We start from the raw sequence: 23544 nt of genomic DNA, 5'->3' as shown, positions 1-23544 counted from the left end.
CTACTCTTTTTTTGGTAAATATTCGTCCACATCTTCCAATTCGCCCAACTCTCCTATTTCTTCCAAATAGCTGAACGTTTTTTGGGCCTCTTCTTCATCCACTTTACTAATTGCCACCCCAACGTGAACCAATACATAATCGTCCACTTTTGCATCCGGGAGCATCTCCAAACTTGCTTCTTTGGTAATACCGCCAAAGGAAACTTTCGCCATACGCACCAGACCATTGTGGATGGTCTCAATACTTTTAATTTTTCCTGGAATCGCTAAACACATAACTTATTCTTTTATGTTTTGGTAATAGGCCAATTGGCCCAGTGCTATATTTTCATCGTTACTTGACATTTCCTTATGAAACAGGAAGCTAATGTCATCTTCTTCAGCCATACCCATTAAAGTCTGTACCAAAAGGCGATTTTGAAACACACCCCCGCTACAGGCAATCGTTGATATTTTAAAAGTAATTGCCATTTTAACCACTACCCTTGCCAAGGTATAAATGAAACTGGCTGCTAATTTGGCTTTGGATTCTCCTTTATGTTTTAAGGCAATAAGGCGTTCCATAATTGCTTTTGAAGGAACATTTCCAAAGGATTTGCCCTCTAACAAATCGATACATTCCCCTGGATACTGCCAAGCCAGATTTTCCAAAAGCAGCGCAGCTTCTCCTTCATAGGTGGAAACATCCAATACATCCAACAAAGAAGCAACCGCATCAAACAATCTGCCAACCGATGATGTTCCGAGTTTTGAGTTCTCCTTAAGTTTTTGGTAAATCTTAATTTCAGCTTTTGAAAATTTGTCTTCAACCTCAGCTTCCGAATTGACTAAACTGAACAATGACAATCGAGGTTCTTTAGCCATTTTATCCCCAGCCAAGGTGTCAAAATATTCAAAATGTGCCTTCAGTTCTATTTGGTGATTCTGATACACAAAAAACTCCCCACCCCAAATCATACCGTCGTCACCCAGACCAGTTCCGTCCCAAATCACTCCGAGAACAGGTTTCTTGATTTCGAACAAATCATGCTCTGCCAAAACACCTGCAAAATGTGCTTTATGGTGTTGCACCTCAACCACGGTAACTTTCCAATTTGTGGCGAGTTCTTTTCCTAAAATCGTGCTTTGATAAGCAGGATGCTTATCTACCAAAACCACTTCAGGCAATTCTTCAAATAGTTGGGTATAACGTTGTAGGGTGTCCGTGTAACGCTGCAATACCTCGTAAGAATCTAAATTTCCAAAATACGGACTTAGATAGGTGTGTCCATTAGGAGTAAATGCCAAGGTACTTTTTAAATGTGCGCCCATAGCCAACACCTTCTCGCTAGGCTTGGGCGTGTATCCCATAAGATTAGGAGCCAATCCTCTGGAACGGCGCAGTAAAATTCGTTGCTTATCAGCGAAATGCATTACCGAATCATCTTGAGGAAAAACAATTTCCAAGTTATGGTTCAAAAAGTAGTCTGCTACAGTACTCAACTTTTCTCTAGCCTCTTTTTCCGAGGAAAGAATAGGTGAACCGTGAATATTTCCACTTGTAGCTACCAAAGGGGTTTGTGTTTCTATTGCAAGTAAGGTCAACAAGGCACTTGAGGGTAACATGACCCCATAACGGTCTAATCCAGGAGCTACTCCCTCAGCAAGGTGCCCTTTTGTTTGTTGCTTGGCATCTAGAAGCACAATAGGACAAACTCTCGATTCAAGAGCTCTCTGTTCATGATTGGATACATGGAAGGCTTCACGGATTTTTTCCATGTTCGGATACAACAAAGCAAACGGTTTGGTCGGACGCTGTTTTCGTTCTCGTAATTTTTTGACTACTTCGGGATTTGTGGCATCCGCACATAAGAGATAACCACTAGTATTTTTCAAAGCCACTATCGCTCCTTCCTTTAGGAAACGTGCGACAGTACTCAATATCTCTCTTTCATTTTCGACAGAAATCGGTTCTCCTGAATTCGCTAGTAGCTTCATCTTTATTCCACAATCAATACAACTATTGGTTTGGGAATGGAATCTGGAATCCTTTGGGTTCTTATACTCAATCACACAACTCTCACACATAGTGAACTGGCCCATTGTGGTAAGCGCCCTTTCAAAAGGAAACTTTTGTGTGATGGCATATCTTGGTCCACATTGTGTGCAGGTGGTAAAGGCGTAACGATATCTACGATTGCTTGGGTCCTGAATTTCTTTTTTACAGGAGTTGCAAATGGCAAAATCCGCTGTGAGCGGTATCGCTACTTTGGCGGTTTTTTGAGAGGGAACAATGGAAAAGTTTTCAAATTCCCTGGGTTCAATTTCATCCATAGAATGACCTTGGATGATGGCAGCATCTGGTGCTTTTTCCAAAATGTCCTCCATAAAATTCATTAACTCCTCTTTTGTTCCATTCACATAAATCAATACCCCATTGGCATTATTGCTTACCGTACCTTTTAGTTGGTGTTTTTGGGCCAAGTTAAAGACAAAGGGACGAAACCCGACTCCTTGTACTTGACCTCCTACTTGTATTTTGAAGGTTTTAAGCATTCGGCTTAAAAGCCTTTCTTATCGTTTATTTTTTCCACTAACCAGTCACACCATTCATCAATACCTTCATCCGTTAGGGAAGAAATCTGGATGACTTCCAGTTCATGATTTACCTCTCGAGCATCCTTTGTAACTGCTTCCAACGTAAAGGGTAGATAAGGCAATAAATCCGACTTGGAGACCAGCATTAAATCCGTGGTCAAGAACATTTTAGGATACTTTTTAGGTTTGTCATCTCCCTCTGTAGTGGCCAACAAGGTCACTCGGTAGTCTTCTCCCAAATCAAATGAAGCAGGACAAACCAAATTCCCAACATTCTCGATGAATAATAGGTCCAAGTTTTCCAAATCAAACTTATCTAGTACTTGATGCACCATCTGTGCTTCTAAATGACATATACCCCCTGTAACGATTTGAAGGGCGTGAATTCCGGTTTCACGAATGCGTTCGGCATCCCGTTCGGTTTCCAAATCCCCAACCATCACGGCCATGTTGATTTTGTCTTTCAACTTTTCAGCGGTTTTTTGCATCAACGTGGTTTTACCACTTCCCGGCGAAGAGGTAACATTAATCAAAAGGGTTTTGGTCTTTGCGATTTCTTTACGGATGATATCCGCAACAAAATCGTTGGCCTTTAATAAGTGTATGTTGGTGTTTTCACACTGTACGGAACCTCTAGCGGTTTTGGGTGACTTTTCTATCATGATTTAATCTTCAAATTCAACTTTATGTATTAACAATTCTTCTCCTTGGATAATATTCTTGCTTGGTCGTCCACAGTTTTCGCAGAGGAACCGATAATTCTTAATCTGGGTGATATGATTACAGACCTCACATTGAATTTTGAGCTCTGTGGATTCTATATTCAAGGTAACAGCACTGTACTCCGGATGCATCATATGGTATGCACTATAGGCGTTATGAAGTAACCTAGGTTCGATATTGGAAAGAATGCCCACCTTTAGGTGAATGGACTTCATCTTATCGAGCTTTTCTTTTTCAAACTCCAATTCCAAGGTCTTCATAATGCTATTTACTATGGATGTCTCGTGCATAAGCTTAAATTATGGTCTTTAATCTATCTAATCTTTCCAGTTGTTCCTTGGCTCGATTCAATAGATTTTCATCGGTCACCAATGATGTTATTTCTTCTGCCTTTCTTCGCATGGATTCTAACCTTTTTTCCTCCTCTTTTCCATCTTCATTGTGCATCAGCCAACCCAGTTCCAATTGGTTCAAAAGGGTCAATGCACGTTCGGTAGGATATTTTTCTTTAGTTCGGATTTCCAAAGCCTTTTCAAAAAGACCATAGGCCTTTTCATGATTGTTGTGAAGTTTTGCAGGTGGAAAATCCATCAAAGCGGTAGCATAATTATGGCAAACCATGGCGTGTTCGTAGGGGCGTGTCTCCTTTGTATAGAATTCCAACGCTTCCTTAAAAGCCGAAGCGCAAAACGCGGTCCACATCGGTTTTTCATCTGGCGGTGCAGGAATCTCGGAATAAATTAATGCCAAGGAATGCTGGATTTCTGCAAAGTAATCTGGATAACTATCTTTTTTAAAGACCTTCAAGGTGTCTTGAAAGGCATTAATCGCAGCCTTGTAATATTGTGGACTTCCATTCTTGGACCAGTGGTATAGCAAATGTGCTTTTTTCAAACCGGCCTCCCCCAAAAATTCAGTGGCCTCTTCGACTTTAAATGTTTTGATAGCCATATTGATGTGTTCTTTGGCCAAAGGAAAATCCCCTAGAAAATTGGCTACATCACAGGCTTCCATGGCCAATAGGGCTGCATTTAAATGTAAATCATGTGATTGAAGATATTGAATACATTCTTCTTGTTTTACTAAGATGCTTTTTAGCGTATCTGAATCGTAGGGAAGCTGTAAATTTTTAAACCTAGCGGTGCACCATTGAATTGATAAGGCTATTTGGGCAGCCTCCGATTTTGCCTCTTTAAGGAAGGCTTCACTCGCCACTATGGTATCTTCAAACAATTGAGCATCCAATAACAGATTGAGATAGTGTTTGGCCGTATAGCTTTTTACATCGGCACTATTCGCCTGTTGAAGGGCATTTGCGTAAAGTTCTCGCAACTCATTAAAACTGATTCTTGGAGAGAGATTGCCATAGTGATGTAGAATGGCTTTGTTATGCGCACTCAAATCGGATTGCTCTTCCTGTTCAATTTCATAACCAAACTTCAGTTTGGTGGCTAACAACAAATGCTTGTATAGCGTATCCGATTCCGAAACATATTGAAAGGCTTGTTGCTCGTTTCCTATTTTATAGAAAAGGATAGCTAACAAATTGCCTTCACTCAATTCCACGGAAGGAAAAAGGTAAGGAGGTTCGGTATCGAACCAATCAATAGTTGAATGGATTTTCTTCCCTTCTATGCGAAGTATTTTATCGCTTTTTTCCGAAGGTGTATCCTCAATCGATACTTGGACCAATTCATTTAACCGGTCCACCGAATCAATCATTTCCTTAATATGGAATTCGTGCTCAGTTGTTGTTAATATCGTAATCATCCTTTTTCACTTTTTGAGTGCCCCTTGGGTCTTTCTCTGCCGTTTGTTTCATGTTCAAAGCTGCAATTTCAGCTAATCGCTTTGACCTATAATCCGCAATCTCGTTGACCAAAATTCGAGAAGGGTCTTTGGTGTCAATAAAAACAAGCGAGACCACCCATCTTCCTTTCTCTTCAACAACTCTTGTTTGTACCTCAGCATCCAGTAACCAATCATCATTATTATCAGTCTTGTTTTTCACATGGCTACCTTAATGAGGTTTGTTTTTTCAATCCACTCATAATCCAAATCGCGATCCGTACTATCAAGTTCATTATCAATAAAAATTTCCCGTAGGGCAAGGGTTTTATCTCCCCTTAGATTTCGGTCCTTCAGTAAAAACTGAGTTGGTTCGTACATTTTTACAAACCATTGACTACTTACAGGCGTTATCAATAAATGTCCTTTGTCCTTGACATACGTGACATAGGCATAGTGCACTTGTTGAAATACCTTTTTGGCCAACTCTGCACTTAAATAAACGTGCGATGAACGCAAAGAGAGACCTGAACTCATGATACCTTCAATTGCTTTAATTCTTCAAGAATATGTACAACTACTTTATCTCCAGCATCCTTGACCGGAGCGCTTAAATCAATTTCCAATTTTGTGTTGTCGATTGCTATTAGATACACGCTGATGTCCTTCGGATAGGATTCGCCCAATATTTTCTTTGCATAGGAAAGCGCTTGGTCCCATTTCATTCCGTGCAAAAAAACAAGGGGGTCATCTTGCGGAGCTCTCAAAACTTCCTCAGCTGGAACCTTAAACAAAGTTCCAACGGGTTCATTTGAGTTGATAACCGCATCAACCATGATGATTTTGTCATGTCCTTTAAGTCCGAACAAGACTTCAAAAGCAGAAGTGCCCATATCAAAAATGCTGATTTCGTCAGTATTTTCAACAGTTTTACTGAGCTCTTCAATCACGTAAATACCTATGGCGTCATCACTTCTTACTGGGTTTCCAAAGCCCATAATGGCTGTTTTCATAGCTTACAGTTAAAATCGGTTTTTGAAAAGTGAGACCTGTTGGGTTAATTATTCCCAACAGGTCTCAAAATATTCTTGTTTTGTTTAACCTTTAAATTCCTATAATTTGAATTTTGAAAGTTCGACACCGCTTTTTTCATCATGGGCATGTACCGTACATACCAAACAAGAATCAAATGAACGGGCAACAATTCCCACTTCTACTGGATCCAGAGGGTCTTCAATAGTTGTGCCCATCAAGGCACTTTCTATAGGTCCAGGGTTGTCATTACCATCTTGTGGGCCAACATTCCAAGTGGTGGGCGCCATAACCTGATAGTTTTTAATAACACCATTTTCAATTTCAATCCAATGCGCCAAAGCTCCTCTTGCTGCTTCGGTTGCTCCAAAGCCCTTTCCATCCTTCTCTTCCGGTTTGATATAAAACTCACCATCCAAATCAATCTCTGACAACCACTGCTCGATGAATTTATAAATGCGGGGCGCTTCATGAACCCTTGCCAAAACACGGGTGAACACACTTGGTCCCATTTTCTTTATGATGTCCCCAAATAAAGGATCTCGAATCTGATGTTCTTTATTGTTAGGATTAGCGTTCATTACGCAACGTGCCAATGGTCCCGTTTCGCAGGCGTACCCATCGTATCTTGGAGATTTGGCCCAACTATACTTACCACTAAAGTCAGTATGCTCCAACGGACTGGACTCAACAGGGGTAGGAATGGGCTCGTCCCATGGGTGCAACCCATCTTCTTGATCACCAAACCAGGAATGCTTGACGTGCTCACTCACTTTTAGGTGGTCAAACTCATGCCAATTTTCACCATCAAAGAAACCGCTTGAAGAAATCAAAGCATGGTTCCTACCTTCAATGGTTGGATTGTTGTACAAGTCCTTATGCAGATAGGTGCCAGTGGTCAAGAACTTACCAACTCCTTGTCCAAATTTGTCCAATCCAAATTCTAAACCTGCTCTGATCAACAAACCTAAATCACTATTTTTTTGTGACTCGTTTTCCTCTACCCAGGCCAGCATATCGTCCCAGGACTTGATTTCCATATAGCGTTCGATTGAACAGCCCAACCAAACGGGTTCCAACCAGTCATTTTTAAACTGCTTCAATATGGCATGTGCCCTGGTAATATCCTTCAGGGTTGGCGCACACATTACCCCACCTGGGACCATGTAGCTGGAATGCGGCCATTGTCCGCCGAATAATGCATAGATTTGAACCGGAAGCGCACTTGCCGTAAGTCCAATTTGAAAAGTTTCCCCAACATAGGCAGACCAGCGTTTTACCACTTCCTTATATAAGGGCCTGTTGGCAAATTTCTTGTTAGCCAAATCAGTTGCAAAAATGGCATAATACCATCTTGGAATACTTTGTAATGTTTCTGAAGCTTGACCAATTGCCCTCAACAATAATGCATTAGGAGTCAATTTGGTTCCCCAGGCAGTATCCAACGCAGAAGATGCACAGTAAAGGTGCGAACCACCACAAATACCACAAATTCTTGGAGTTACAATTAGTCCTGATTGAGGGTCTTTTCCCGCCATTATTTTTTCAAAGCCTCTGAACATTGCCGCTTGGGTATGGGCTTTGGTGACCTTACCTTGGTCGATGTACACTTTTACATCCAAATCCCCTTCAACACGGCCAACGGGAGATATATTTAATTCTTTAACAGCCATTTTATTTTGTTATAGTTTGTTTTCAGTTATTTTGAGGCCTCCATTACCTTATGATTTTTTGGAAGCACTTTTTGGAATCCAGCTTCCATGTAATAGGCCAATTTTGTTCTACCTGTTGGGACTTCTTTAGGCAGAAAGCCCAAGTACTTCATAGTTTTGAAGACGCTCCCCTTCTGAAGATCGTTATGGGGAAAACCAGGTTCAGTACAACCTAAGCAAGGATGGTTTGCCCGAGTTTTACTGGATTGTCTGTTCCATAGGATATTATTACAGCTTGCACGGGTCATTGGCCCTCTACAACCTACCTCATAAAAGAGACATCCGCCTCGTCTGCCAAATCCGCCATCAACCTTTTGGGCAAAATTCGTTACGTTGGTACAACCGTCCTGTACGAAATTGGTGAAGAACGTTTTTGGTCTGTGATATTCATCGATTAAAACATCTCCGATTCTTCCTACGGCAATGGCTACCAAAATTTGGGTAATCCAATCAGGGTGCGCTGGGCATCCCGGAATATTGATAACTGGAAGTCCTCCCTTGGAAACGTAATCTGCCCCCAAGAAACCTCCTTTGGCTTTTTTGTGAAATTGTAGCCCAGTAGATTCACTTGGATTTGGCGGCACGGCTGGGATACCTCCCCAAGTCGCACAATCTCCAATGGCAACCACGTAACCCGCCACTTCGGAAAGTTCCTTAATCCAATCCATCATGGGCCGGTCTGCAAAATAATTCATAGTTCCCGTACCATTAGGTCCTTGAATCAAAGAGCCTTCGTACACCAGAATATCCATTTGGACTTTTCCATCCAGAATATCCTTTAATAAGTCCTGCACTTGATCTCCAATTTGAAGACCCGTGGTCGGATGCCAAAGAATTTTCAGTCCAAAATCCGTAATCAATTCGACCACGGTGGGCTCTTCAGCATTCAAAAAGGACATGGTGTTACCACTACATGCACCTCCTTGTAACCATAAAACGTTTGCCATAATTTTTTAGTTAAGATGTTTGGCGACCTTTAGAAATCCTTAAACAAAATTGAATTTTGTTTAATATTTTTTGAATTTCAATTACACAGAATGCCAAAATTTGTTAATTTATTAGTAATATGGCAAATTACTGGGAGAATTCAAAGAGTTGAAAGTTATTTAGAATGAGTCAAATTAGAATCAAATTTACTGCCCCTTTGAACCTTTACTGAATGAGGCCAAAACTGATTTTATAGTTATAAATTTGAAGTAGTATTATCATTTAAAAAGTACTCTCTTGAGAATTCCAGAAACCATCAAGAACTAGCTCTTTTTTTATAACAGTGATAGGTTTTTAAATCCCTACAAAATCAATACATGAAAAAGATAATCATACTATCTCTGGCAATTGGGTTTTGGCAACTCAACTACGGTCAAAAAAGGATCAACCCGAATTCTTCAGCTTCTATTTATGTAAATGCAACCCAAACACATTTGCCCCATGAGGACTTGCAACTACTTTCAATGGACGCAGGAATTGCAGATTTGGACTCCGACGGTGATCTGGACATTTTGATTGCCAATGAGCATAGACCGAATATCCTGCTGATTAATGATGGAAAGGGAAAGTTTACCAATGAAAGCAGTTTGCGCATACCTCAGGTAGATTACGACAGCGAAGATATTGGTATTGCTGATTTTGATTTAGACGGGGATTTGGACATTATAGTGGTGAGCGAGGATGATAAAACCAATGAACTGTACCTAAACAATGGAGATGGTACTTTTAGGGATGAAGGCAACAGGATTCCTGTGGAGGGCATATCCAATTCCGTGGTTGTTTTTGATATTAACAACGATGGCTCTCCGGATGTTTTGATTGGAAATAATGGACAGAACAACGTACTGATAAATAATGGAAAAGGATACTTCAAGGATGAAACTGCACAGAGATTTGGTGAATTTACAGACGTAACGCAAGACCTTACCCTTGCCGATATTGATAATGATGGGGATGAAGATTTACTACTTGGTAACGAAGATGCGAATCGTATATTAATCAATGATGGAAAAGGCTTTTTTGAAGACCAATCTTCAGATAGATTACCTTACCGAACGGCACCTGAGGAAACACGTGAAGTAGACGTGGCGGATATTGATGGAGACGGGGACTTGGATATTTTATACGGTAATGTACAGGCTTTTGTTGAGAATGCTTCTAGACAGAACCGATTGCTTCTAAATAATGGTAAGGGTTTTTTCGCAGATATCACCGAAACCCATTTACCCAAAGACAACAACCGTTGTTTTGGGGTCACGTTTTTGGATATTGACAATGACGGCGATGCGGACATTATGACCGGCAATACCAATGGGCCCAGATTTGGCGGTTTAACACCCTTCAGTGTCTATTTGAACAATGGCAAAGGCTCGTTTACCGATGCAACAGGAACAATAATCCCAGAAAGCATAAGTGGAAGAGGTTTTGATATCGATTTTGTGGATTTGAATGGAGACGGAATCAAAGATCTTTTTCTTAGTAATCGTGGCTCACAGGATTTTCTGCTTTTCGGGAAGAAGCAATGAAATGTTCCGTAGAAATAAGAAGAATGGGTGCAATTCCTTGTCACATTTGACCACGGTATACCTAATGGTAATATTTTCTTCAGCTTATCAAAACATTGAGTGACGGAATACCTTTATTTTTGTTTTCCTTACTAGTTTACCAACGGCAAAACTATTTTGTAATGAAAAACAGATTGCTTTTTATCCTTCTATTACTTATCAATGTCCATTTCGGTCTTGCACAGGACTTAGTTCAATCTGGACCTATGGTAGGATATTCCACCATGCGCGAAGCACTTCTTTGGGTCCAAACTACCACCTCTTCCGATGTTCATTTCGAGTATTTTGATAAAGGAAATCCTAGTGATCGTTTCAAAACAGAAACGTTTAAAACTGAATCTAAAAGTGGTTTTGTCGCAAAGTTGATAGCGGATAAAATCATGCCAGGAAAGAAATACAACTATGAATTATTTGTGAACGGTGAAAGGATTCAGAGGAATTACCCCATGGAATTCCAATCGCAAACACTCTGGCAATGGAGGACAGATCCACCTGAAGTAAGTTTTGCGATTGGAAGTTGCAATTATGTGAATGAAGAGCGTTTTGATAGACCAGGTAAGCCCTATGGCAGTGAACATGAAATATTTGAGTCCATTCATCTAAAAAAACCGGACTTTATGCTCTGGTTGGGAGACAATACGTACTTAAGAGAACCCGATTGGAATTCCAGAACAGGAATTTTGCATCATTACACCCATACCCGTTCACTACCTCAACTTCAGGCTCTTCTTGCCTCAACGCACCACTATGCCATTTGGGATGACCATGATTTTGGTCCAAACAATGCAGATAGTAGTTTTTGGGAGAAGAAAACTACAGCAGAAATCTTTAAGCTTTTTTGGGGCAATCCCAATTACGATGTAATCGATAAAGGCGGGATAACCGGCACTTTTCAGTGGGCCGATTTGCAGTTTTTCTTGTTGGATAATCGATATTTCAGAACATCAAACGACAACTTTACCGGAGAACGTGAAATCTTGGGCAAGGCGCAGATTGATTGGCTTATCAACGCTTTGGCTTCCAGTAATGCTCCCTTCAAGTTTATTGCCATTGGTGGGCAGGTGCTTAGTACCGAAGCCGATTATGAGAACTATGCCACTTTTCCGAAGGAAAGAAGATATCTACTCGATAAGATAAGGGAGGCCAAGATCGAGGGAGTGGTTTTCTTAGATGGCGATAGACACCATACCGTTTTAAGTAGAATGCAGGAAAGTGAAGAGGTTTATCCCATCTATGATTTGACCTGTTCCTCATTAACTGCTGGCTCTAATAATAACAAAGAGGAACTTAACAAATACAAGTTGGAAGGAACCGTGGTAGGGCAACATAACTTTGGCATTCTAAATGTTAGTGGCCCTCGCTCCAATCGGGTTCTTAACATTAAAATATTGGATAAAGATGGAAAAGAGCTATGGAGCAAAGACATCAAAGCCCAAGATTTGAAATACAAATGAAAGGGCAAATAACTGTTTCTTCGTGCCGTTGAGGCTTTTACTCTTTGAAATTGTTTTCCAAAAGCCCGTAGAATTCTTGCCGAAGTTTATCATCCTTGAACTTGCCACCATATTCAAGGGTCGTGGTGAAGCTTTCTTTGTCCTTGATTCCACGTGAAGAAACGCAAAGGTGTTTCGCATGAACCATTACAATTACATCTTCGGTTTCCAGTGTTTCCTGTAAGTCGGTAAGAATTTGAAGACAAAGTCGTTCCTGAACTTGTGGGCGATGCGAATAATAATCCACCAAACGATTGATTTTGGACAGACCCACCACTTTATCCTTTGGTATATAGGCCACATGTGCCTTTCCCACTATGGGTAAGAAATGATGTTCACAAGAAGAGTCTATAGTTATATCCTGTTCCACGAGCATCCGCTGATACCCATAGGTGTTAGGGAAAGTGGATATTTTTGGTTTGTTGTTGGGGTTCAAACCATAGAACAATTCCTTTACGTACATCTTTGCAAATCGATAGGGCGTGCCGGATAAACTTTCATCGGTAAGGTCAAGACCCAACTCCTCCATAATTTTGTAAAAATGAGATTGGATGTTCTCTATTTTTTCATCATCCGAACGATCGAAGGCATCCGCCCTCATAGGAGTTTTTACAGATGTAGCAATATGATTGTCTCCTAAGAGTTCTATTTGGGATTTGTCCATAAATATAGTTTTGAAGTCTAACTGTCGGCACAACAAGTATCGTCATCGCACTGACAGTACCGTCGGTTATAGAAATGAAGAAATATTAAACCTAGGGTCGGTGGATATATGGCCGCCTCGGGCAAGTAAAGCATTTCAAATTTTTCGTTCAATACAATTAACGCCAAGAGCAACCAAATAATACCAAAACCAAACTTAATCCAACTTTGACTGGTTTTACGGATAGACCAATACACCGCAAAAAAGGAAAGAACCAAGAAAACGATATCCAAAATCCCCCACCAAGATGGGTGCGCCTCCCCGTGAATGCCTATACCAGCGTGTGCTATAAAAAGGAATGGCGTTGCCAAACAATGAACTAAACAAAGCCCACTGGCAAACATTCCAATCCAATCAGATTTAAGTGATACCTGCGTAAACGTCATTAATTATAACTTTTTTAACATGCTCTTTTAGAACATAAAAAAACAAAAATCAGATTTTTGGCAAAGTTAGTGCTTATTTTTAAATGCAACTACGTTGCATTTATGTTTATTTTTGTCAAAACAAACAAATGGTTAAAACGTCAAGTCTCACATACGCATATGGGGATGGACAAGAAATGGTTTTTCCAGACATAGACCTTTCCCCAGGGCAGCATTTGCTAATAATAGGCCCTTCAGGAATAGGCAAGACAACACTTCTATATTTAATGGCAGGACTATTGCCCCCCCTAAAGGGGAATGTGGCAATCGACGGAAAAGAACTGGACTCGCTTTCACGAAGAGAAATGGATAAATTTCGAGGTGAACAAATAGGACTTATCTTCCAACAGTATCATTTTATCAAATCCCTAAACGTACAGGACAATCTTCTCCTCCGCCAGAGTGTTCTTAAAGACCCTATTGATAAACAAAGGAGACTTCAACTTACTAAGAGATTGGGACTATCTGAATACTTGGACAAAAAGGTTACCGAATTAAGTCAAGGACAACAACAACGCCTGTCCATTGCACTTGGTTTAATCCATAGGCCTAAAATAATATTGGCAGATGAACCAACATCCAATCTGGACGATATGAACTGTGTTAAGGTCATAAACCTTCTCAAAGAAGAAGCCGAGATTTGTAAAAGCAGTTTGGTAATTATCACACATGACCTCCGAGTAATGTCTCACTTTCAAAATCGGGTTGAGCTATGAATTTAGGGTATTTGGCATATAAAAACATGGTATCCAAACCGCTTAATTTACTACTGAGCTTATTGCTCCTGTCCTTGAGCGTCTCCTTGGTAACCTTTGTCCTGCAACTAAACAAGCAATTAAGTGGTCAACTGAACAAAAACATTGCACCTTTTGATATGGTCGTAGGTGCGAAAGGAAGTCCATTACAACTGGTTCTATCCTCCGTACTTCACATAGATGCCCCTACAGGAAATATAAAGTTAAAGGACGTTGCCATGCTGCAAAATCATCCTTTTGTAGAAAAAACCATTCCTGTTTCTTATGGCGATAACTATAAAGGATATAGATTGTTGGGCACCGAACTAGAATACCTCGAAAAATATAACGCGAAACTACAAGAAGGACGACTTTTCCAAAAATCTTTCGAAGTCGTAGTAGGTAATGGAGCAGCCACAAGGTTAAACCTTGCTTTAGGCGACACATTCACCAGTTCACATGGTTTAGTTGATGGAGGGGAGGGACACGACCACCACCCGTATGAAGTGGTAGGTATCCTTCAGCCCACAGGATCAGTAGTAGATCAGTTATTGATTTCAAACTTAGAAAGTGTTTGGGAAGCCCATAGCCATGACGATTCAGAACATAATGAATCCAGTAACGAACATCATGACCATGATTCTCATGAAAATGAAGAAGAGCACGGCAACCACAACGAACATGACCACGAGCACGAAAATCATGAACATAGCCATGAAGGTCATGAGGCACACGAACATCATGAACATGAAGAACACGATCACAACCATGAAGAGCATGACCACAAAGAACACGAAGGACATGACCATGACCATGAAGAAGATGAAAATTTAGAGATTACCTCGCTCTTGGTTAAGTTTAAAAGTCCGTTGGGAATGGTTCAGCTTCCCAGATTCATTAATGAAAACACTTCCGTACAAGCTGCTTTGCCAGGTTTTGAAATACAAAGATTAATGGGATTATTAGGTTCAGGAGCCACAACCATAAATGGAATAGCTTTGGCCATCCTATTAGTTTCAGGATTGAGTATCTTTATAAGCCTTTTAAAGACCATCCGGGAAAGAAGACAGGAGCTTGCGCTTTTGAGGACATATGGTTTCCAGACAAAACAACTCCTTGGATTGGCGCTGTTGGAAGGATTGTTTTTGGCACTTATTGGATTTGTATCAGGATGGGTTTTAGGACGCTTAGGCATCTGGATTTTATCTGGTTACATGAGTGCCACGTACGGGTACACATTTCAAGTAAATGGCCCCGAAATGATAGAGCTTTCACTTATGGTTGTTATTTTAATACTGGCAATTTTTGCCGCTTTGATGGCTTCTATTTCAATTTTTAAATTAAACGTAGCTAAAACATTGTCCAATGAATAATCGTCTTTTGCTTTTCTTTGTTCTAATTTGCTTTAGCACTTCTGCCATTGCTCAGAAACAGCTTACCTGGGAAGACTTTGCCGATGTAAATTTTCAGGCCCAATTCAATGAAAAGTATGGGGTCCATTTTTTGATGCCCACTTTTGGTGATAAGATTATGTCGTACAAGGGCAAACAAGTCAGTATTAAAGGCTATTTTCTGGATATCTCCGGAAGTGGAGAAATATTTCTGGTGTCCCAAAACCCAATGGCTTCCTGTTTCTTTTGTGGGGGTTCAGGTCCAGAAACCATAATTGAGGTCAGTTTTAAGGAAAAACCTTCTTTTAAAACCGATCAAATTGTAGTTATTACGGGACTACTTGAACTCAATGCCAACGATGTGGACCACTGCAATTATATTCTTAGTGAAGCCACTGGTCGTTTAGTGAATTAAGATAATGCGGGTTTTTGCAGTCATAGTGTTTTTTTTGATGGCCGCCGAAGGTCGAACACAAACTACCCTTACTTGGGAAGATTTATCAGATGGGATTTTTTGGGAATCGCATACTCCCAATGCGCTGATACCAGGCTTTGAAAAGGCGACGTTTTCAGCCAGATTAAGAGCTTTAGAAGGAAAAAAAATCAGTATTACTGGATATTTGCTGGTTTTGGACGGCAAACAATCCATATATCTTTTGTCCAAAAACCCAATGGCATCCTGTTTTTTCTGTGGAAATGGAGGGCCAGAATCCATTGTGGATTTACAATTCGACAAAAAGGTTTCCTACGGCATGGATGCATTGCTTTCAGTTGAAGGGACGTTTCACTTGAATGGTAACGATCCAAATGCATCCTACTATCGAATTGAAAATGCGAATGCAGTAAGTTTCAAATAAGGATTTACTAATGGAAAAGATGAGCTTCGGACAGATTTTGGAAGAGAAGGGCTTGAAAAAAACGAAGGTTCGTATGGCCCTACTCCATCATTTTTTGCAGTTGAAACATGCGCAATCCTACAATGATTTACAACTTGCACTAAAAAATGAGATTGATAAATCAACGCTATATCGCAACTTGACCAGCTTCGAACAAGCAGGTATTATCCACAGAATCAATGACCATTCTGGAACATCCAAATATGCGTTCGGGGAATTGCCCAAAGGAGGTCAGGACCACGCACATTTTGTCTGTGAGAATTGTGAAACGGTGTATTGTATGGAAGTATCGACCCCTCTTCAATTAAACGTACCAAAAGGATTTAAAACCAAAAATGTCCAAACAATAATAAAAGGTATTTGCTCAAAATGCTAAAAACTATACGAAACCAATAAAACAAACAATGAAAAAACACATTACCTTCCTTTCCCTGGTACTGGTGAACATGATTTTTGCCCAAAACATTGTCGTACCAAAAAGTCATAGCAATATCAAAAATGATGAAAATGGACTTTTCCTGGAAGATAACGGTCAACGCTATTATGCTTCAGCAGGTAAAGCACGTTACAGTCTTGAACAATTGTTTGGCAATCCTCAAGGAACCGAAGAAGGAGTCACCATGGATTTTGGAGATTTTGAAGGCACTATTACCTATGGGCTTATTCCTTATGGAAAAGCACCTCACCCGCTACCGGTTTTCCGATTCGTAAAAACTTTGGAGTCGGGAAAGGCCGATATCAATATCAAACGGGATTTTCGTTATCCATATGATTTTGTCGATTGGCAGAAGAATCAAATACTTTCCATAGGCTATCGCCTCGCTGATGAAAAAGGTATGGTGGTGTATGATGGAGAGGTTTCCCTAACCGGTGCAGGCCCATTTTCATTGGCACCTTCCATCTATGAAGGCCCTTTTATTAATTTGTTGACAGATGCCAGTGCCACTATTTGGTTCAGCACTACACAACCTATAGAGGTAACCTTACAGATAAACGACGAATCCATTACCAGTCCCTCTGCAACCCACCATGAGATTGCAGTATCCAACCTCAAGCCGGATACTAAATACGAGTATTCAATCAAATACGGAAACTTCACACAGGAATATCATTTGAAAACAGCCCCGAAACCTGGAAGCAAAACTCCATTCGTGTTTGCTTACACGAGCGATAGCAGGCATGCTTCAGGGGGTGGTGAGCGCAAGATTTATGGAGCCAATGCCTATATAATGAAGAAAATTGCTGCGGTCGCATACGCAAATGATGCCGCCTTCATGCAATTCAGCGGAGACTTGATTAACGGATACTTGCAAACCAATGCTGAAACCCAAGTGCAGTATACCAATTGGAAGAAAGCCGTGGAGCCTTTTTGGCATTATATGCCGTTTCAGGTAGGTATGGGAAATCATGAAGCCTTGGGGCATATATTCCGAGATAGTACAGGAAGAAGTAAAGGTTTTGTTGACAAATTTCCTTATGATACTGAATCCGCCGAGGCTTCTTTTGCCCAAGCCTTTGTAAACCCTATATCCACCTTAAAAAGTGAAGACGGAAGTACTTATGACCCTTCTCCACAAACAATCGATTTCCCTTCATATTCGGAAAATGTTTTTCACTATCGATACGACAATGTAGCCGTAGTAGTATTGAACAGTGATTATTGGTACGCTCCAAGTCTCTCAAGAAACACGGCTACCTCTGGAGGTCTACATGGTTATATTATGGACAATCAACTGGAGTGGTTGGAAAATACCATTCTTTCACTTGAAAAGGATGACACCATTGATCATATTTTTGTGACCCAGCACACCCCAGCTTTTCCGAATGGGGGCCATAGCCGTGATGATATGTGGTACAGTGGAAACAATGAAAAACGACCGTTTGTTGCTGGGAAACCATTGGAAAAAGGAATTATTGAAAGACGCGACCAATACCTCAACATTCTCATAAACAAAAGCAAAAAGGTACTTGCAATTTTAACAGGAGATGAACACAACTACAATCGGTTGAAATTAACAGACGAGGTTACTATATACCCTGAGGATTATCCACATGAAAAACTGAACGTTTCAAGACCTATTTATCAAATCAACAACGGGGCTGCAGGAGCACCATACTACGCACAGGAAGTATTACCTTGGAGTGAACACACCAAAGCCTTTAGTGTAGAAAATGCCGTTTGTCTGTTTTATGTGGACGGAAAAACGGTAAAAATGAAAGTGGTTAATCCTGACACCTTGAATCTTATTGATGAAATAGTATTGCGATAATCCATTTAGGGTAAGTAGAAGAAGCTTTTGCCCCTTCACCATGGGCTTTGAAATGTTGTGGCACGCCCGTTTACCAAAACTTGTACTCCAACATAGAAATCAAGGACATTCCGGCCGCAGCTCCAGAAATAAAAACATTCCAATCGCGGTGTTTTGTACCAATAACATTTAGGAATAGAAAGGCAATTCCAACAATAAAGAAAACAACCAGCAATTGCCCCAACTCGATTCCTATGTTGAAGCCCAACAAGGGAACCAAAATAGAGGAATCTCCCATTATCAGTGCTTTAAAATAATTGGAAAAGTCCATTCCATGAATGAAGCCAAAGAAAAGGGCCATTACATAATTTCGGCCCATTCGCTTGGGTTCCAGGGTAGGATTTACACCAATTACATTATGCAATGCGGTAATGAAGATGGTCGCCGGGATAAGGAATTTGATGATGCTGGATGGTATGGTGAAAATATCCATGGATACCAACGCCAAAGTAACACTATGGCCAATGGTGAAGGCAGTTACCAATATCAAGATGTTTTTCCACTGCTGAATTCTATAGATAGCACATAATACCACCAAAAAAAGTATGTGGTCGTACCCAGCAAGATTGGAAATATGCTCAAATCCAAGTTTTAAGTAGAATTCAAAGGGATGCATATCAGAATTTCAATTGATGAACGGGTGTTTTTTTATTCAGCATCATGCTTTTGGATTCTCCGTTAACATGAACGTATACAATGTTGTTCTGATCAAAAAACAAATCAGTGAAAACAGCATTTTTGACCTCCAAAGTCTTCAAAGGTGTGGTCTGTTTAATTTCAAAATAAACCCATAGGGCAGTATTCTCCCCTTCCCCACTAAGCTTCTTGCTCTTTATTCTTAAATCAACTACTTGCATATTTGCTTTTACATAAAAAAATTGGTCCAAATAGTCCAGTAAGAGCTCATTGGCCTTGCTGGATTCATTGGGTTGACAAAAAGCTAATTCCTTACTGTAAGGGTCAAAAACCAACGCCTCGTTAACGTCGGTTAGGAACAATTTTAAATTGATGGTAAGTAGTTGTTTGTTGCCAGCATATTCTATCTCACACAAAGACAATCGTAAAGGATGTGCAAGTGCCTGCACAGTGCCACTCATCATAATAAGAAGAAAGAACAATCTAACCACTAATGGACAACCTATGATTTAAGATGATTCACCGGCCTGAATCTGTTCGGCAACGGTTTGGACCTCTTTAAATACCCGAATCAGATTTCCTCCCCAAATTTTTTCAATCTGTTCTTCCGTATATCCACGTCTAACCAGTTCTATCGTGATATTCATTACTTCACTGGCATCGAAGACGCCCTCAATTCCTCCACCACCATCAAAATCACATCCAATACCTACATGGTCAATGCCTGCCACTTTTACGATATGGTCAATATGATCGGCAACATGTTTAACAGTAGCTGGAGGATTCGGAAATTTCTCATTCAGTTCCTGAAAGGATGCTCGCATGGCTTTTCGTTCATCCATTGTCATTTCGCTAATGGGTTTCATGCTCGCCCTCAATGCAGCGATTGCGGAGTCTCTCTGAGCATTTGGAGGGGCCTCCCTAAGGTAGTCCGCTAACATGGTCAATTGTACAACGCCGCCATTTTCTGCCATCAGCGTCAACATTTCATCAGTCATATTACGCTGGTGATTTGTTACAGCCCTAGCATTGGAGTGACTTGCAATAATCGGGGCTTTGGACATTTTGATCGCATCATAAAATACACTGTCGTTACCATGGGAAACGTCCACCATAATGCCCAATCTATTCATCTCGTCTACGACTTTGGAACCAAATTCACTAATACCATCATGTTCCGTTCCCTTTGGGTCGGTCGCCGAATCGGCCAAATCGTTGTTTGAGGAATGTACCAAGGTGATATATCGTACACCTTTGTTGAAATATTCTTCTACGTTGGAAAGGTCTTTGCCAATGGGATAGCCATTTTCGATACCAATGTAAATGGCCCTTTTCCCCTCCTTTTCCAAAGCATACGCGTCATCAGGGTTCAAAGCCAAACCAACAGCATCCGAGTTTCTTTCCGTGGAGGCAACTACAGAATCTATCATTTGAAGACATAGAGCCTTAGCCCTTGTGTTGCCATCATCATCACGAATATCCTGTGCCACAAAAGCCGCGAAGAAAATAGCATCCAAATCTCCTTCCTTCATCCTTGGATAATCAACCTTGGAGCCTGTTTCGTTCGGGTCATGTCTTTCGGCCATATCAAACCCCGGTTCAATCATCCGTAAAGGAGTATCCGCATGGGTATCCACTGTAAGGACTCTTTTGTGGATTTGTAGAGCCCTCGCAACCAATTCCTCTTCGGTTTCAACAGCACTGTCGTTTTCGGCAGACTTCTTCTCTTTACAACTGGTTAAACAGAGGGCAAAGAGAAAGAAAACAAGATAAAATGGATACGAAATTCTCATAGTATACAGCTTTTTGAATGGTTTGAGTTAAAAATACAACAATATAAGCTACATACATTACTATGCAACCGACACTAGCTCAATTCAATCAGGGTTATACGCTTTTCAAGTCAATTACCTCAAAGTTCTTAGCTACAAAATAATCATCAAGTCCATAGTCTGTATTAATGATTATACCACCTAAGAGCGTAACTTTATCCACGTGGAATTCGTTCTTGCATGACACAATGTGCTTATGAATCTTTTTGTCAATTATATTGTACGTCGCTTCAGTAATCGCCTTTTCTTTGTTTTCACTCTTAAGTATATCTTCCCGATAGTCCAATAGACTCTCCTCTAGTTTTATCTGTTGATAGTCATCATCATTAATAACAGGGCGATAACTGCTATCGTGAAATCGGTTCAAAGCCAACATTAATGCTCCGCAAGAATTACCAGTTTCTTCCTGACGAGGTCTGTACATTTTACCTAAGTCACCATCCAAGGTGATACCTATATGAGGTCCATAGAATATAAAAGCACTTCCTCCATCAGGAATATGGTGGGCAAAAGCGGTCATTCCCGTTTGGCCAGCAAACGGTAGTCCACCCAGACCACCCATGATGAAGGGACCGAACAATACGTTAAAGAATGTTGTGGAAGGTACATTGATATCATCCGAACAAACAGAGGTTGCCATGAGGACCTTAGAAATGTCAATATCATGCTCCATTTGCATCTTTCCGAGGTATTGAATGGAAGTATCTTTGGCATCAATGGCTGAAGGGAAGTGACTTTTTACCACTTCGGCAAATTTTCTCTGTAACATAGTTGTATTATTTAGTGTTTATTTAATTCATCCGTTCTGCATGTGATACATTACCACCCATAAAAGCCTTTTGGGACCACTCCATTTAGACGCAAGTACACAACACACTGACCTCGATGATGAATGATATGGTTTTCCATAGCATAGAATAAGCGCCAAACTGGAATAACATCTCCAGCAAATTCACATTCGGATAACAATTTCTCCATAGACATCCCTTCGATGGATTTCCGGACAAAAGCATACATTTTTTTAAGCTCTTCAATCACGGATTCTTTGGTCATCTGAACCGGAAGTTTAACATTCTCATACGGATTTTTTAATCCGGCTCTTCCTGCTAACTGTCCGCAGGTGTAGATAACACAATGTCTCCATTGTTCGGAAAAACTCATCGCTTCCTCGGTATACTTGAATGTAAAAAGGTCAGGAGGCATTTGCTCCACATTGATCAGAGTCATCTCTTCTGATTTCACCCATGCCAAATGCAGCTCCTCCTTTATTTTGGCCTTTTCTTGTCCTTTGTTTTTAACGTCCCCATCACTTGTTAACATGGGAGGTTGCTTTGTTTTATCCTCCGATTGGCATGCCCAGAACGGAAGTATACTTAATCCCAGAAGGTTTGTTACGAAATGTGTTCTTTTCATACCCGACAGAAATCACTTTCTTATTCTATAGCGTAAGCACGTTCCACAGGCCATTCATCATCATAACCCTGTCTCCACACATTTGACTCAATTTCTTCATCCGTTGCCAAACAAGCATCTAAATGATGTCGAATACTCTGTTCGTCCATACTCTGACCAATGAACACAATTTCGTTTTTCCTGTCTCCAAAGTTGGAGTCCCAATCCTCTTCAATTTGCTCTTGATTCTCCAAAAACGCTAGATACTGCGCACGTTGCCTAAACTCCATACTACTCCACCACACACCAGCACTATCGGCTCTCAAAGACCCTCCTGCCTGGCCCCAAATCAAAGCTTGGTCGGGACGCGAGGCAAGCCAAAACAATCCTTTACTTCGAATAATCGTACTTGGGAATTTATGTTGTACATATTGCCAAAAACGAACCGGGTCAAACGGTTTTTTACTGCGGTATACAAAAGAACTTATTCCATACTCCTCAGTTTCTGGGGTGTGCTCGTCCTTTTTGAGTTCTTCAATCCATCCCGCACTCTGTTCTGCTTCCTCAAAATCGAAAAGACCGGTATTTAGAATTGACTTTGGATTCACTTTGCTGAACTCAGATTCTATAACTTGAGCTGTTGGGTTGAGTTTCTTCATTATGGCTCGCAATACTTTTAAAGTATCATCAGAAACCAAATCAGTTTTATTCAGTACTATGACGTTTGCAAACTCAATTTGATCGGTTAGCAAATTAACAATGGTCCTATAGTCACCTTCAATATCCGTAAGGTCCCTGTCCATTAGGGTTTCAGGACTTCCAAAATCCTTGAAAAAGTTGAAAGCATCCACTACGGTCACCATGGTATCCACATAACTAAAGCGGGATAGGTCAATATTGTTTTCTTCATCGACAAAAGAAAAAGTTTGCGCCACTGGAACCGGTTCACTGATTCCCGTACTTTCAATAAGTAGGTAATCAAATCGATTTTCTTTGGCCAAGCGCTCAACCTCAATCATCAGATCTTCCCGTAGTGTACAGCAAATGCAACCATTGCTCATTTCCACTAATTTTTCTTCTGTACGGGAAAGGGTATTTTCACTTTGAACCAAGGCTGCATCCACGTTAACCTCGCTCATATCATTTACAATAACGGCCACTTTCATGCCTTCCTTATTGTGCAAGACATGATTGAGCAAAGTTGTTTTTCCTGCTCCCAAAAAGCCACTTAGAACCGTGACGGGCAATTTCTTTTCTATCATAAACAAAGACTTAAAAGTGTATCAAGAATAGTATCCACAAAAATAATACATTATCTTCAAATGCAACACAGTTGCATTTACACTTTA

26 protein-coding genes are annotated in these 23544 nt (G+C 40.6%); 8 read left to right on the top strand and 18 right to left on the bottom strand.

The genetic code is table 11. The features are described from left to right. The 10 genes from CLV81_RS07355 to CLV81_RS07310 form a co-directional block, all read right to left on the bottom strand. Positions 1–276, bottom strand: a complete 276-nt coding sequence (locus CLV81_RS07355) for a HypC/HybG/HupF family hydrogenase formation chaperone (protein WP_106144378.1) — start codon at positions 274–276, stop codon at positions 1–3. Positions 277–279: 3 nt separating this feature from the next. Further along, positions 280–2535, bottom strand: a complete 2256-nt coding sequence (gene hypF / locus CLV81_RS07350) for a carbamoyltransferase HypF (RefSeq protein WP_106144377.1) — start codon at positions 2533–2535, stop codon at positions 280–282. A gap of 5 nt (positions 2536–2540) precedes the next feature. Beyond that, the gene (hypB, locus tag CLV81_RS07345) at positions 2541–3239 is read right to left on the bottom strand and encodes a hydrogenase nickel incorporation protein HypB (RefSeq protein ID WP_106144376.1); all 699 of its coding nucleotides are present in this window, start codon (positions 3237–3239) and stop codon (positions 2541–2543) included. Between the two features lie 3 nt (positions 3240–3242). Then, positions 3243–3590, bottom strand: a complete 348-nt coding sequence (locus tag CLV81_RS07340) for a hydrogenase maturation nickel metallochaperone HypA/HybF (RefSeq protein ID WP_106144375.1) — start codon at positions 3588–3590, stop codon at positions 3243–3245. Positions 3591–3594: 4 nt separating this feature from the next. Next, positions 3595–5070, bottom strand: coding sequence for a hypothetical protein (locus CLV81_RS07335; protein ID WP_146129857.1), 1476 nt, complete (start codon positions 5068–5070; stop codon positions 3595–3597). Continuing rightward, complete coding sequence (locus tag CLV81_RS07330) at positions 5045–5311, bottom strand: hypothetical protein (RefSeq protein ID WP_106144373.1); 267 nt, start codon at positions 5309–5311, stop codon at positions 5045–5047. The genes CLV81_RS07335 and CLV81_RS07330 overlap by 26 nt, the downstream gene beginning before the upstream one ends. Beyond that, entirely contained in the window at positions 5308–5625 is a 318-nt protein-coding gene (locus CLV81_RS07325) for a hypothetical protein (protein ID WP_106144372.1), read from the bottom strand. The genes CLV81_RS07330 and CLV81_RS07325 overlap by 4 nt, the downstream gene beginning before the upstream one ends. Continuing rightward, positions 5622–6101, bottom strand: coding sequence for a hydrogenase maturation protease (locus CLV81_RS07320; protein WP_106144371.1), 480 nt, complete (start codon positions 6099–6101; stop codon positions 5622–5624). Before CLV81_RS07320 ends, CLV81_RS07325 begins: the two co-directional genes overlap by 4 nt. A 99-nt stretch (positions 6102–6200) precedes the next feature. Next, positions 6201–7793, bottom strand: a complete 1593-nt coding sequence (locus CLV81_RS07315) for a nickel-dependent hydrogenase large subunit (protein WP_106144370.1) — start codon at positions 7791–7793, stop codon at positions 6201–6203. A gap of 26 nt (positions 7794–7819) precedes the next feature. Next, positions 7820–8779, bottom strand: a complete 960-nt coding sequence (locus CLV81_RS07310; RefSeq protein WP_106144369.1) for an NADH-quinone oxidoreductase subunit B family protein — start codon at positions 8777–8779, stop codon at positions 7820–7822. A gap of 357 nt (positions 8780–9136) precedes the next feature. On the opposite strand from CLV81_RS07310, the gene CLV81_RS07305 reads away from it, so the two are divergent. Both CLV81_RS07305 and CLV81_RS07300 read left to right on the top strand, forming a co-directional pair. Next, positions 9137–10345 (top strand): FG-GAP repeat domain-containing protein, encoded by a 1209-nt coding sequence (locus tag CLV81_RS07305; protein WP_106144368.1) that lies wholly within the window; start codon positions 9137–9139, stop codon positions 10343–10345. A gap of 161 nt (positions 10346–10506) precedes the next feature. Further along, on the top strand, positions 10507–11838 hold the full coding sequence (locus tag CLV81_RS07300; RefSeq protein ID WP_106144367.1) for an alkaline phosphatase D family protein: 1332 nt from the start codon (positions 10507–10509) through the stop codon (positions 11836–11838). Between the two features lie 37 nt (positions 11839–11875). Here CLV81_RS07300 and folE read toward each other — a convergent pair whose 3' ends face one another. Continuing rightward, on the bottom strand, positions 11876–12541 hold the full coding sequence (gene folE, locus CLV81_RS07295; RefSeq protein ID WP_106144366.1) for a GTP cyclohydrolase I FolE: 666 nt from the start codon (positions 12539–12541) through the stop codon (positions 11876–11878). Positions 12542–12558: 17 nt separating this feature from the next. Continuing rightward, positions 12559–12966: a MerC domain-containing protein gene (locus CLV81_RS07290; protein WP_106144365.1), complete on the bottom strand. Its 408-nt coding sequence runs from the start codon at positions 12964–12966 to the stop codon at positions 12559–12561. 128 nt (positions 12967–13094) lie between these two features. Here CLV81_RS07290 and CLV81_RS07285 point away from each other — a divergent pair, with 128 nt between their 5' ends. Genes CLV81_RS07285 through CLV81_RS07260 form a run of 6 tightly spaced genes read left to right on the top strand, consistent with a single transcriptional unit; the run spans position 13095 to position 18296 of the window. Then, positions 13095–13721, top strand: coding sequence for an ABC transporter ATP-binding protein (locus CLV81_RS07285; protein WP_245911953.1), 627 nt, complete (start codon positions 13095–13097; stop codon positions 13719–13721). Beyond that, positions 13718–15112, top strand: a complete 1395-nt coding sequence (locus CLV81_RS07280; protein WP_106144363.1) for an ABC transporter permease — start codon at positions 13718–13720, stop codon at positions 15110–15112. Before CLV81_RS07285 ends, CLV81_RS07280 begins: the two co-directional genes overlap by 4 nt. Next, a complete protein-coding gene (locus CLV81_RS07275) occupies positions 15105–15545 on the top strand; it encodes a hypothetical protein (RefSeq protein ID WP_106144362.1) in 441 nt (146 codons plus the stop codon). The genes CLV81_RS07280 and CLV81_RS07275 overlap by 8 nt, the downstream gene beginning before the upstream one ends. Positions 15546–15549: 4 nt before the next feature. Beyond that, the gene (locus CLV81_RS07270) at positions 15550–15987 is read left to right on the top strand and encodes a hypothetical protein (RefSeq protein ID WP_146129856.1); all 438 of its coding nucleotides are present in this window, start codon (positions 15550–15552) and stop codon (positions 15985–15987) included. 10 nt (positions 15988–15997) lie between these two features. Beyond that, the gene (locus CLV81_RS07265) at positions 15998–16402 is read left to right on the top strand and encodes a Fur family transcriptional regulator (protein ID WP_106144360.1); all 405 of its coding nucleotides are present in this window, start codon (positions 15998–16000) and stop codon (positions 16400–16402) included. A gap of 28 nt (positions 16403–16430) precedes the next feature. Next, positions 16431–18296 (top strand): DUF7800 domain-containing protein, encoded by a 1866-nt coding sequence (locus tag CLV81_RS07260; protein WP_146129855.1) that lies wholly within the window; start codon positions 16431–16433, stop codon positions 18294–18296. A 70-nt stretch (positions 18297–18366) separates the two neighbouring features. Here CLV81_RS07260 and CLV81_RS07255 read toward each other — a convergent pair whose 3' ends face one another. The 6 genes from CLV81_RS07255 to CLV81_RS07230 all read right to left on the bottom strand — a co-directional run bounded on the left by CLV81_RS07255 (position 18367) and on the right by CLV81_RS07230 (position 23457). Continuing rightward, positions 18367–18951, bottom strand: coding sequence for a HupE/UreJ family protein (locus CLV81_RS07255; protein ID WP_106144358.1), 585 nt, complete (start codon positions 18949–18951; stop codon positions 18367–18369). A 1-nt stretch (position 18952) separates the two neighbouring features. Further along, positions 18953–19453: a DUF6702 family protein gene (locus tag CLV81_RS07250; RefSeq protein ID WP_158259090.1), complete on the bottom strand. Its 501-nt coding sequence runs from the start codon at positions 19451–19453 to the stop codon at positions 18953–18955. Positions 19454–19480: 27 nt separating this feature from the next. Further along, positions 19481–20764: a dipeptidase gene (locus CLV81_RS07245; RefSeq protein ID WP_106144356.1), complete on the bottom strand. Its 1284-nt coding sequence runs from the start codon at positions 20762–20764 to the stop codon at positions 19481–19483. Between the two features lie 94 nt (positions 20765–20858). Then, entirely contained in the window at positions 20859–21572 is a 714-nt protein-coding gene (locus CLV81_RS07240) for a hypothetical protein (protein ID WP_106144355.1), read from the bottom strand. Positions 21573–21622: 50 nt separating this feature from the next. Next, a complete protein-coding gene (locus tag CLV81_RS07235) occupies positions 21623–22123 on the bottom strand; it encodes a DinB family protein (protein ID WP_211297990.1) in 501 nt (166 codons plus the stop codon). Positions 22124–22236: 113 nt separating this feature from the next. Continuing rightward, entirely contained in the window at positions 22237–23457 is a 1221-nt protein-coding gene (locus CLV81_RS07230) for a GTP-binding protein (RefSeq protein WP_106144353.1), read from the bottom strand. Positions 23458–23544: the final 87 nt, after the last annotated feature.

It is taken from the genome of Flagellimonas meridianipacifica, from assembly GCF_003001695.1.
Taxonomy (GTDB): domain Bacteria; phylum Bacteroidota; class Bacteroidia; order Flavobacteriales; family Flavobacteriaceae; genus Flagellimonas; species Flagellimonas meridianipacifica.
This window is presented reverse-complemented; position numbering and strand designations above follow the sequence as displayed.

Coding starts and splice junctions, on each gene's coding strand:
- CLV81_RS07270 (WP_146129856.1), top strand. CDS start 15,550: ATGCGGGTTTTTGCAGTCATAGTGTTTTTTTTGATGGCCGCCGAAGGT.
- CLV81_RS07275 (WP_106144362.1), top strand. CDS start 15,105: ATGAATAATCGTCTTTTGCTTTTCTTTGTTCTAATTTGCTTTAGCACT.
- CLV81_RS07235 (WP_211297990.1), bottom strand. CDS start 22,123: ATGTTAACAAGTGATGGGGACGTTAAAAACAAAGGACAAGAAAAGGCC.
- CLV81_RS07265 (WP_106144360.1), top strand. CDS start 15,998: ATGGAAAAGATGAGCTTCGGACAGATTTTGGAAGAGAAGGGCTTGAAA.
- CLV81_RS07340 (WP_106144375.1), bottom strand. CDS start 3,590: ATGCACGAGACATCCATAGTAAATAGCATTATGAAGACCTTGGAATTG.
- CLV81_RS07285 (WP_245911953.1), top strand. CDS start 13,095: ATGGTTAAAACGTCAAGTCTCACATACGCATATGGGGATGGACAAGAA.
- CLV81_RS07290 (WP_106144365.1), bottom strand. CDS start 12,966: ATGACGTTTACGCAGGTATCACTTAAATCTGATTGGATTGGAATGTTT.
- CLV81_RS07315 (WP_106144370.1), bottom strand. CDS start 7,793: ATGGCTGTTAAAGAATTAAATATATCTCCCGTTGGCCGTGTTGAAGGG.
- CLV81_RS07335 (WP_146129857.1), bottom strand. CDS start 5,070: ATGATTACGATATTAACAACAACTGAGCACGAATTCCATATTAAGGAA.
- CLV81_RS07310 (WP_106144369.1), bottom strand. CDS start 8,779: ATGGCAAACGTTTTATGGTTACAAGGAGGTGCATGTAGTGGTAACACC.
- CLV81_RS07320 (WP_106144371.1), bottom strand. CDS start 6,101: ATGAAAACAGCCATTATGGGCTTTGGAAACCCAGTAAGAAGTGATGAC.
- CLV81_RS07260 (WP_146129855.1), top strand. CDS start 16,431: ATGAAAAAACACATTACCTTCCTTTCCCTGGTACTGGTGAACATGATT.
- CLV81_RS07325 (WP_106144372.1), bottom strand. CDS start 5,625: ATGAGTTCAGGTCTCTCTTTGCGTTCATCGCACGTTTATTTAAGTGCA.
- CLV81_RS07355 (WP_106144378.1), bottom strand. CDS start 276: ATGTGTTTAGCGATTCCAGGAAAAATTAAAAGTATTGAGACCATCCAC.
- CLV81_RS07300 (WP_106144367.1), top strand. CDS start 10,507: ATGAAAAACAGATTGCTTTTTATCCTTCTATTACTTATCAATGTCCAT.
- CLV81_RS07245 (WP_106144356.1), bottom strand. CDS start 20,764: ATGAGAATTTCGTATCCATTTTATCTTGTTTTCTTTCTCTTTGCCCTC.
- CLV81_RS07255 (WP_106144358.1), bottom strand. CDS start 18,951: ATGCATCCCTTTGAATTCTACTTAAAACTTGGATTTGAGCATATTTCC.
- CLV81_RS07305 (WP_106144368.1), top strand. CDS start 9,137: ATGAAAAAGATAATCATACTATCTCTGGCAATTGGGTTTTGGCAACTC.
- CLV81_RS07240 (WP_106144355.1), bottom strand. CDS start 21,572: ATGTTACAGAGAAAATTTGCCGAAGTGGTAAAAAGTCACTTCCCTTCA.
- hypF (WP_106144377.1), bottom strand. CDS start 2,535: ATGCTTAAAACCTTCAAAATACAAGTAGGAGGTCAAGTACAAGGAGTC.
- hypB (WP_106144376.1), bottom strand. CDS start 3,239: ATGATAGAAAAGTCACCCAAAACCGCTAGAGGTTCCGTACAGTGTGAA.
- CLV81_RS07280 (WP_106144363.1), top strand. CDS start 13,718: ATGAATTTAGGGTATTTGGCATATAAAAACATGGTATCCAAACCGCTT.
- CLV81_RS07230 (WP_106144353.1), bottom strand. CDS start 23,457: ATGATAGAAAAGAAATTGCCCGTCACGGTTCTAAGTGGCTTTTTGGGA.
- folE (WP_106144366.1), bottom strand. CDS start 12,541: ATGGACAAATCCCAAATAGAACTCTTAGGAGACAATCATATTGCTACA.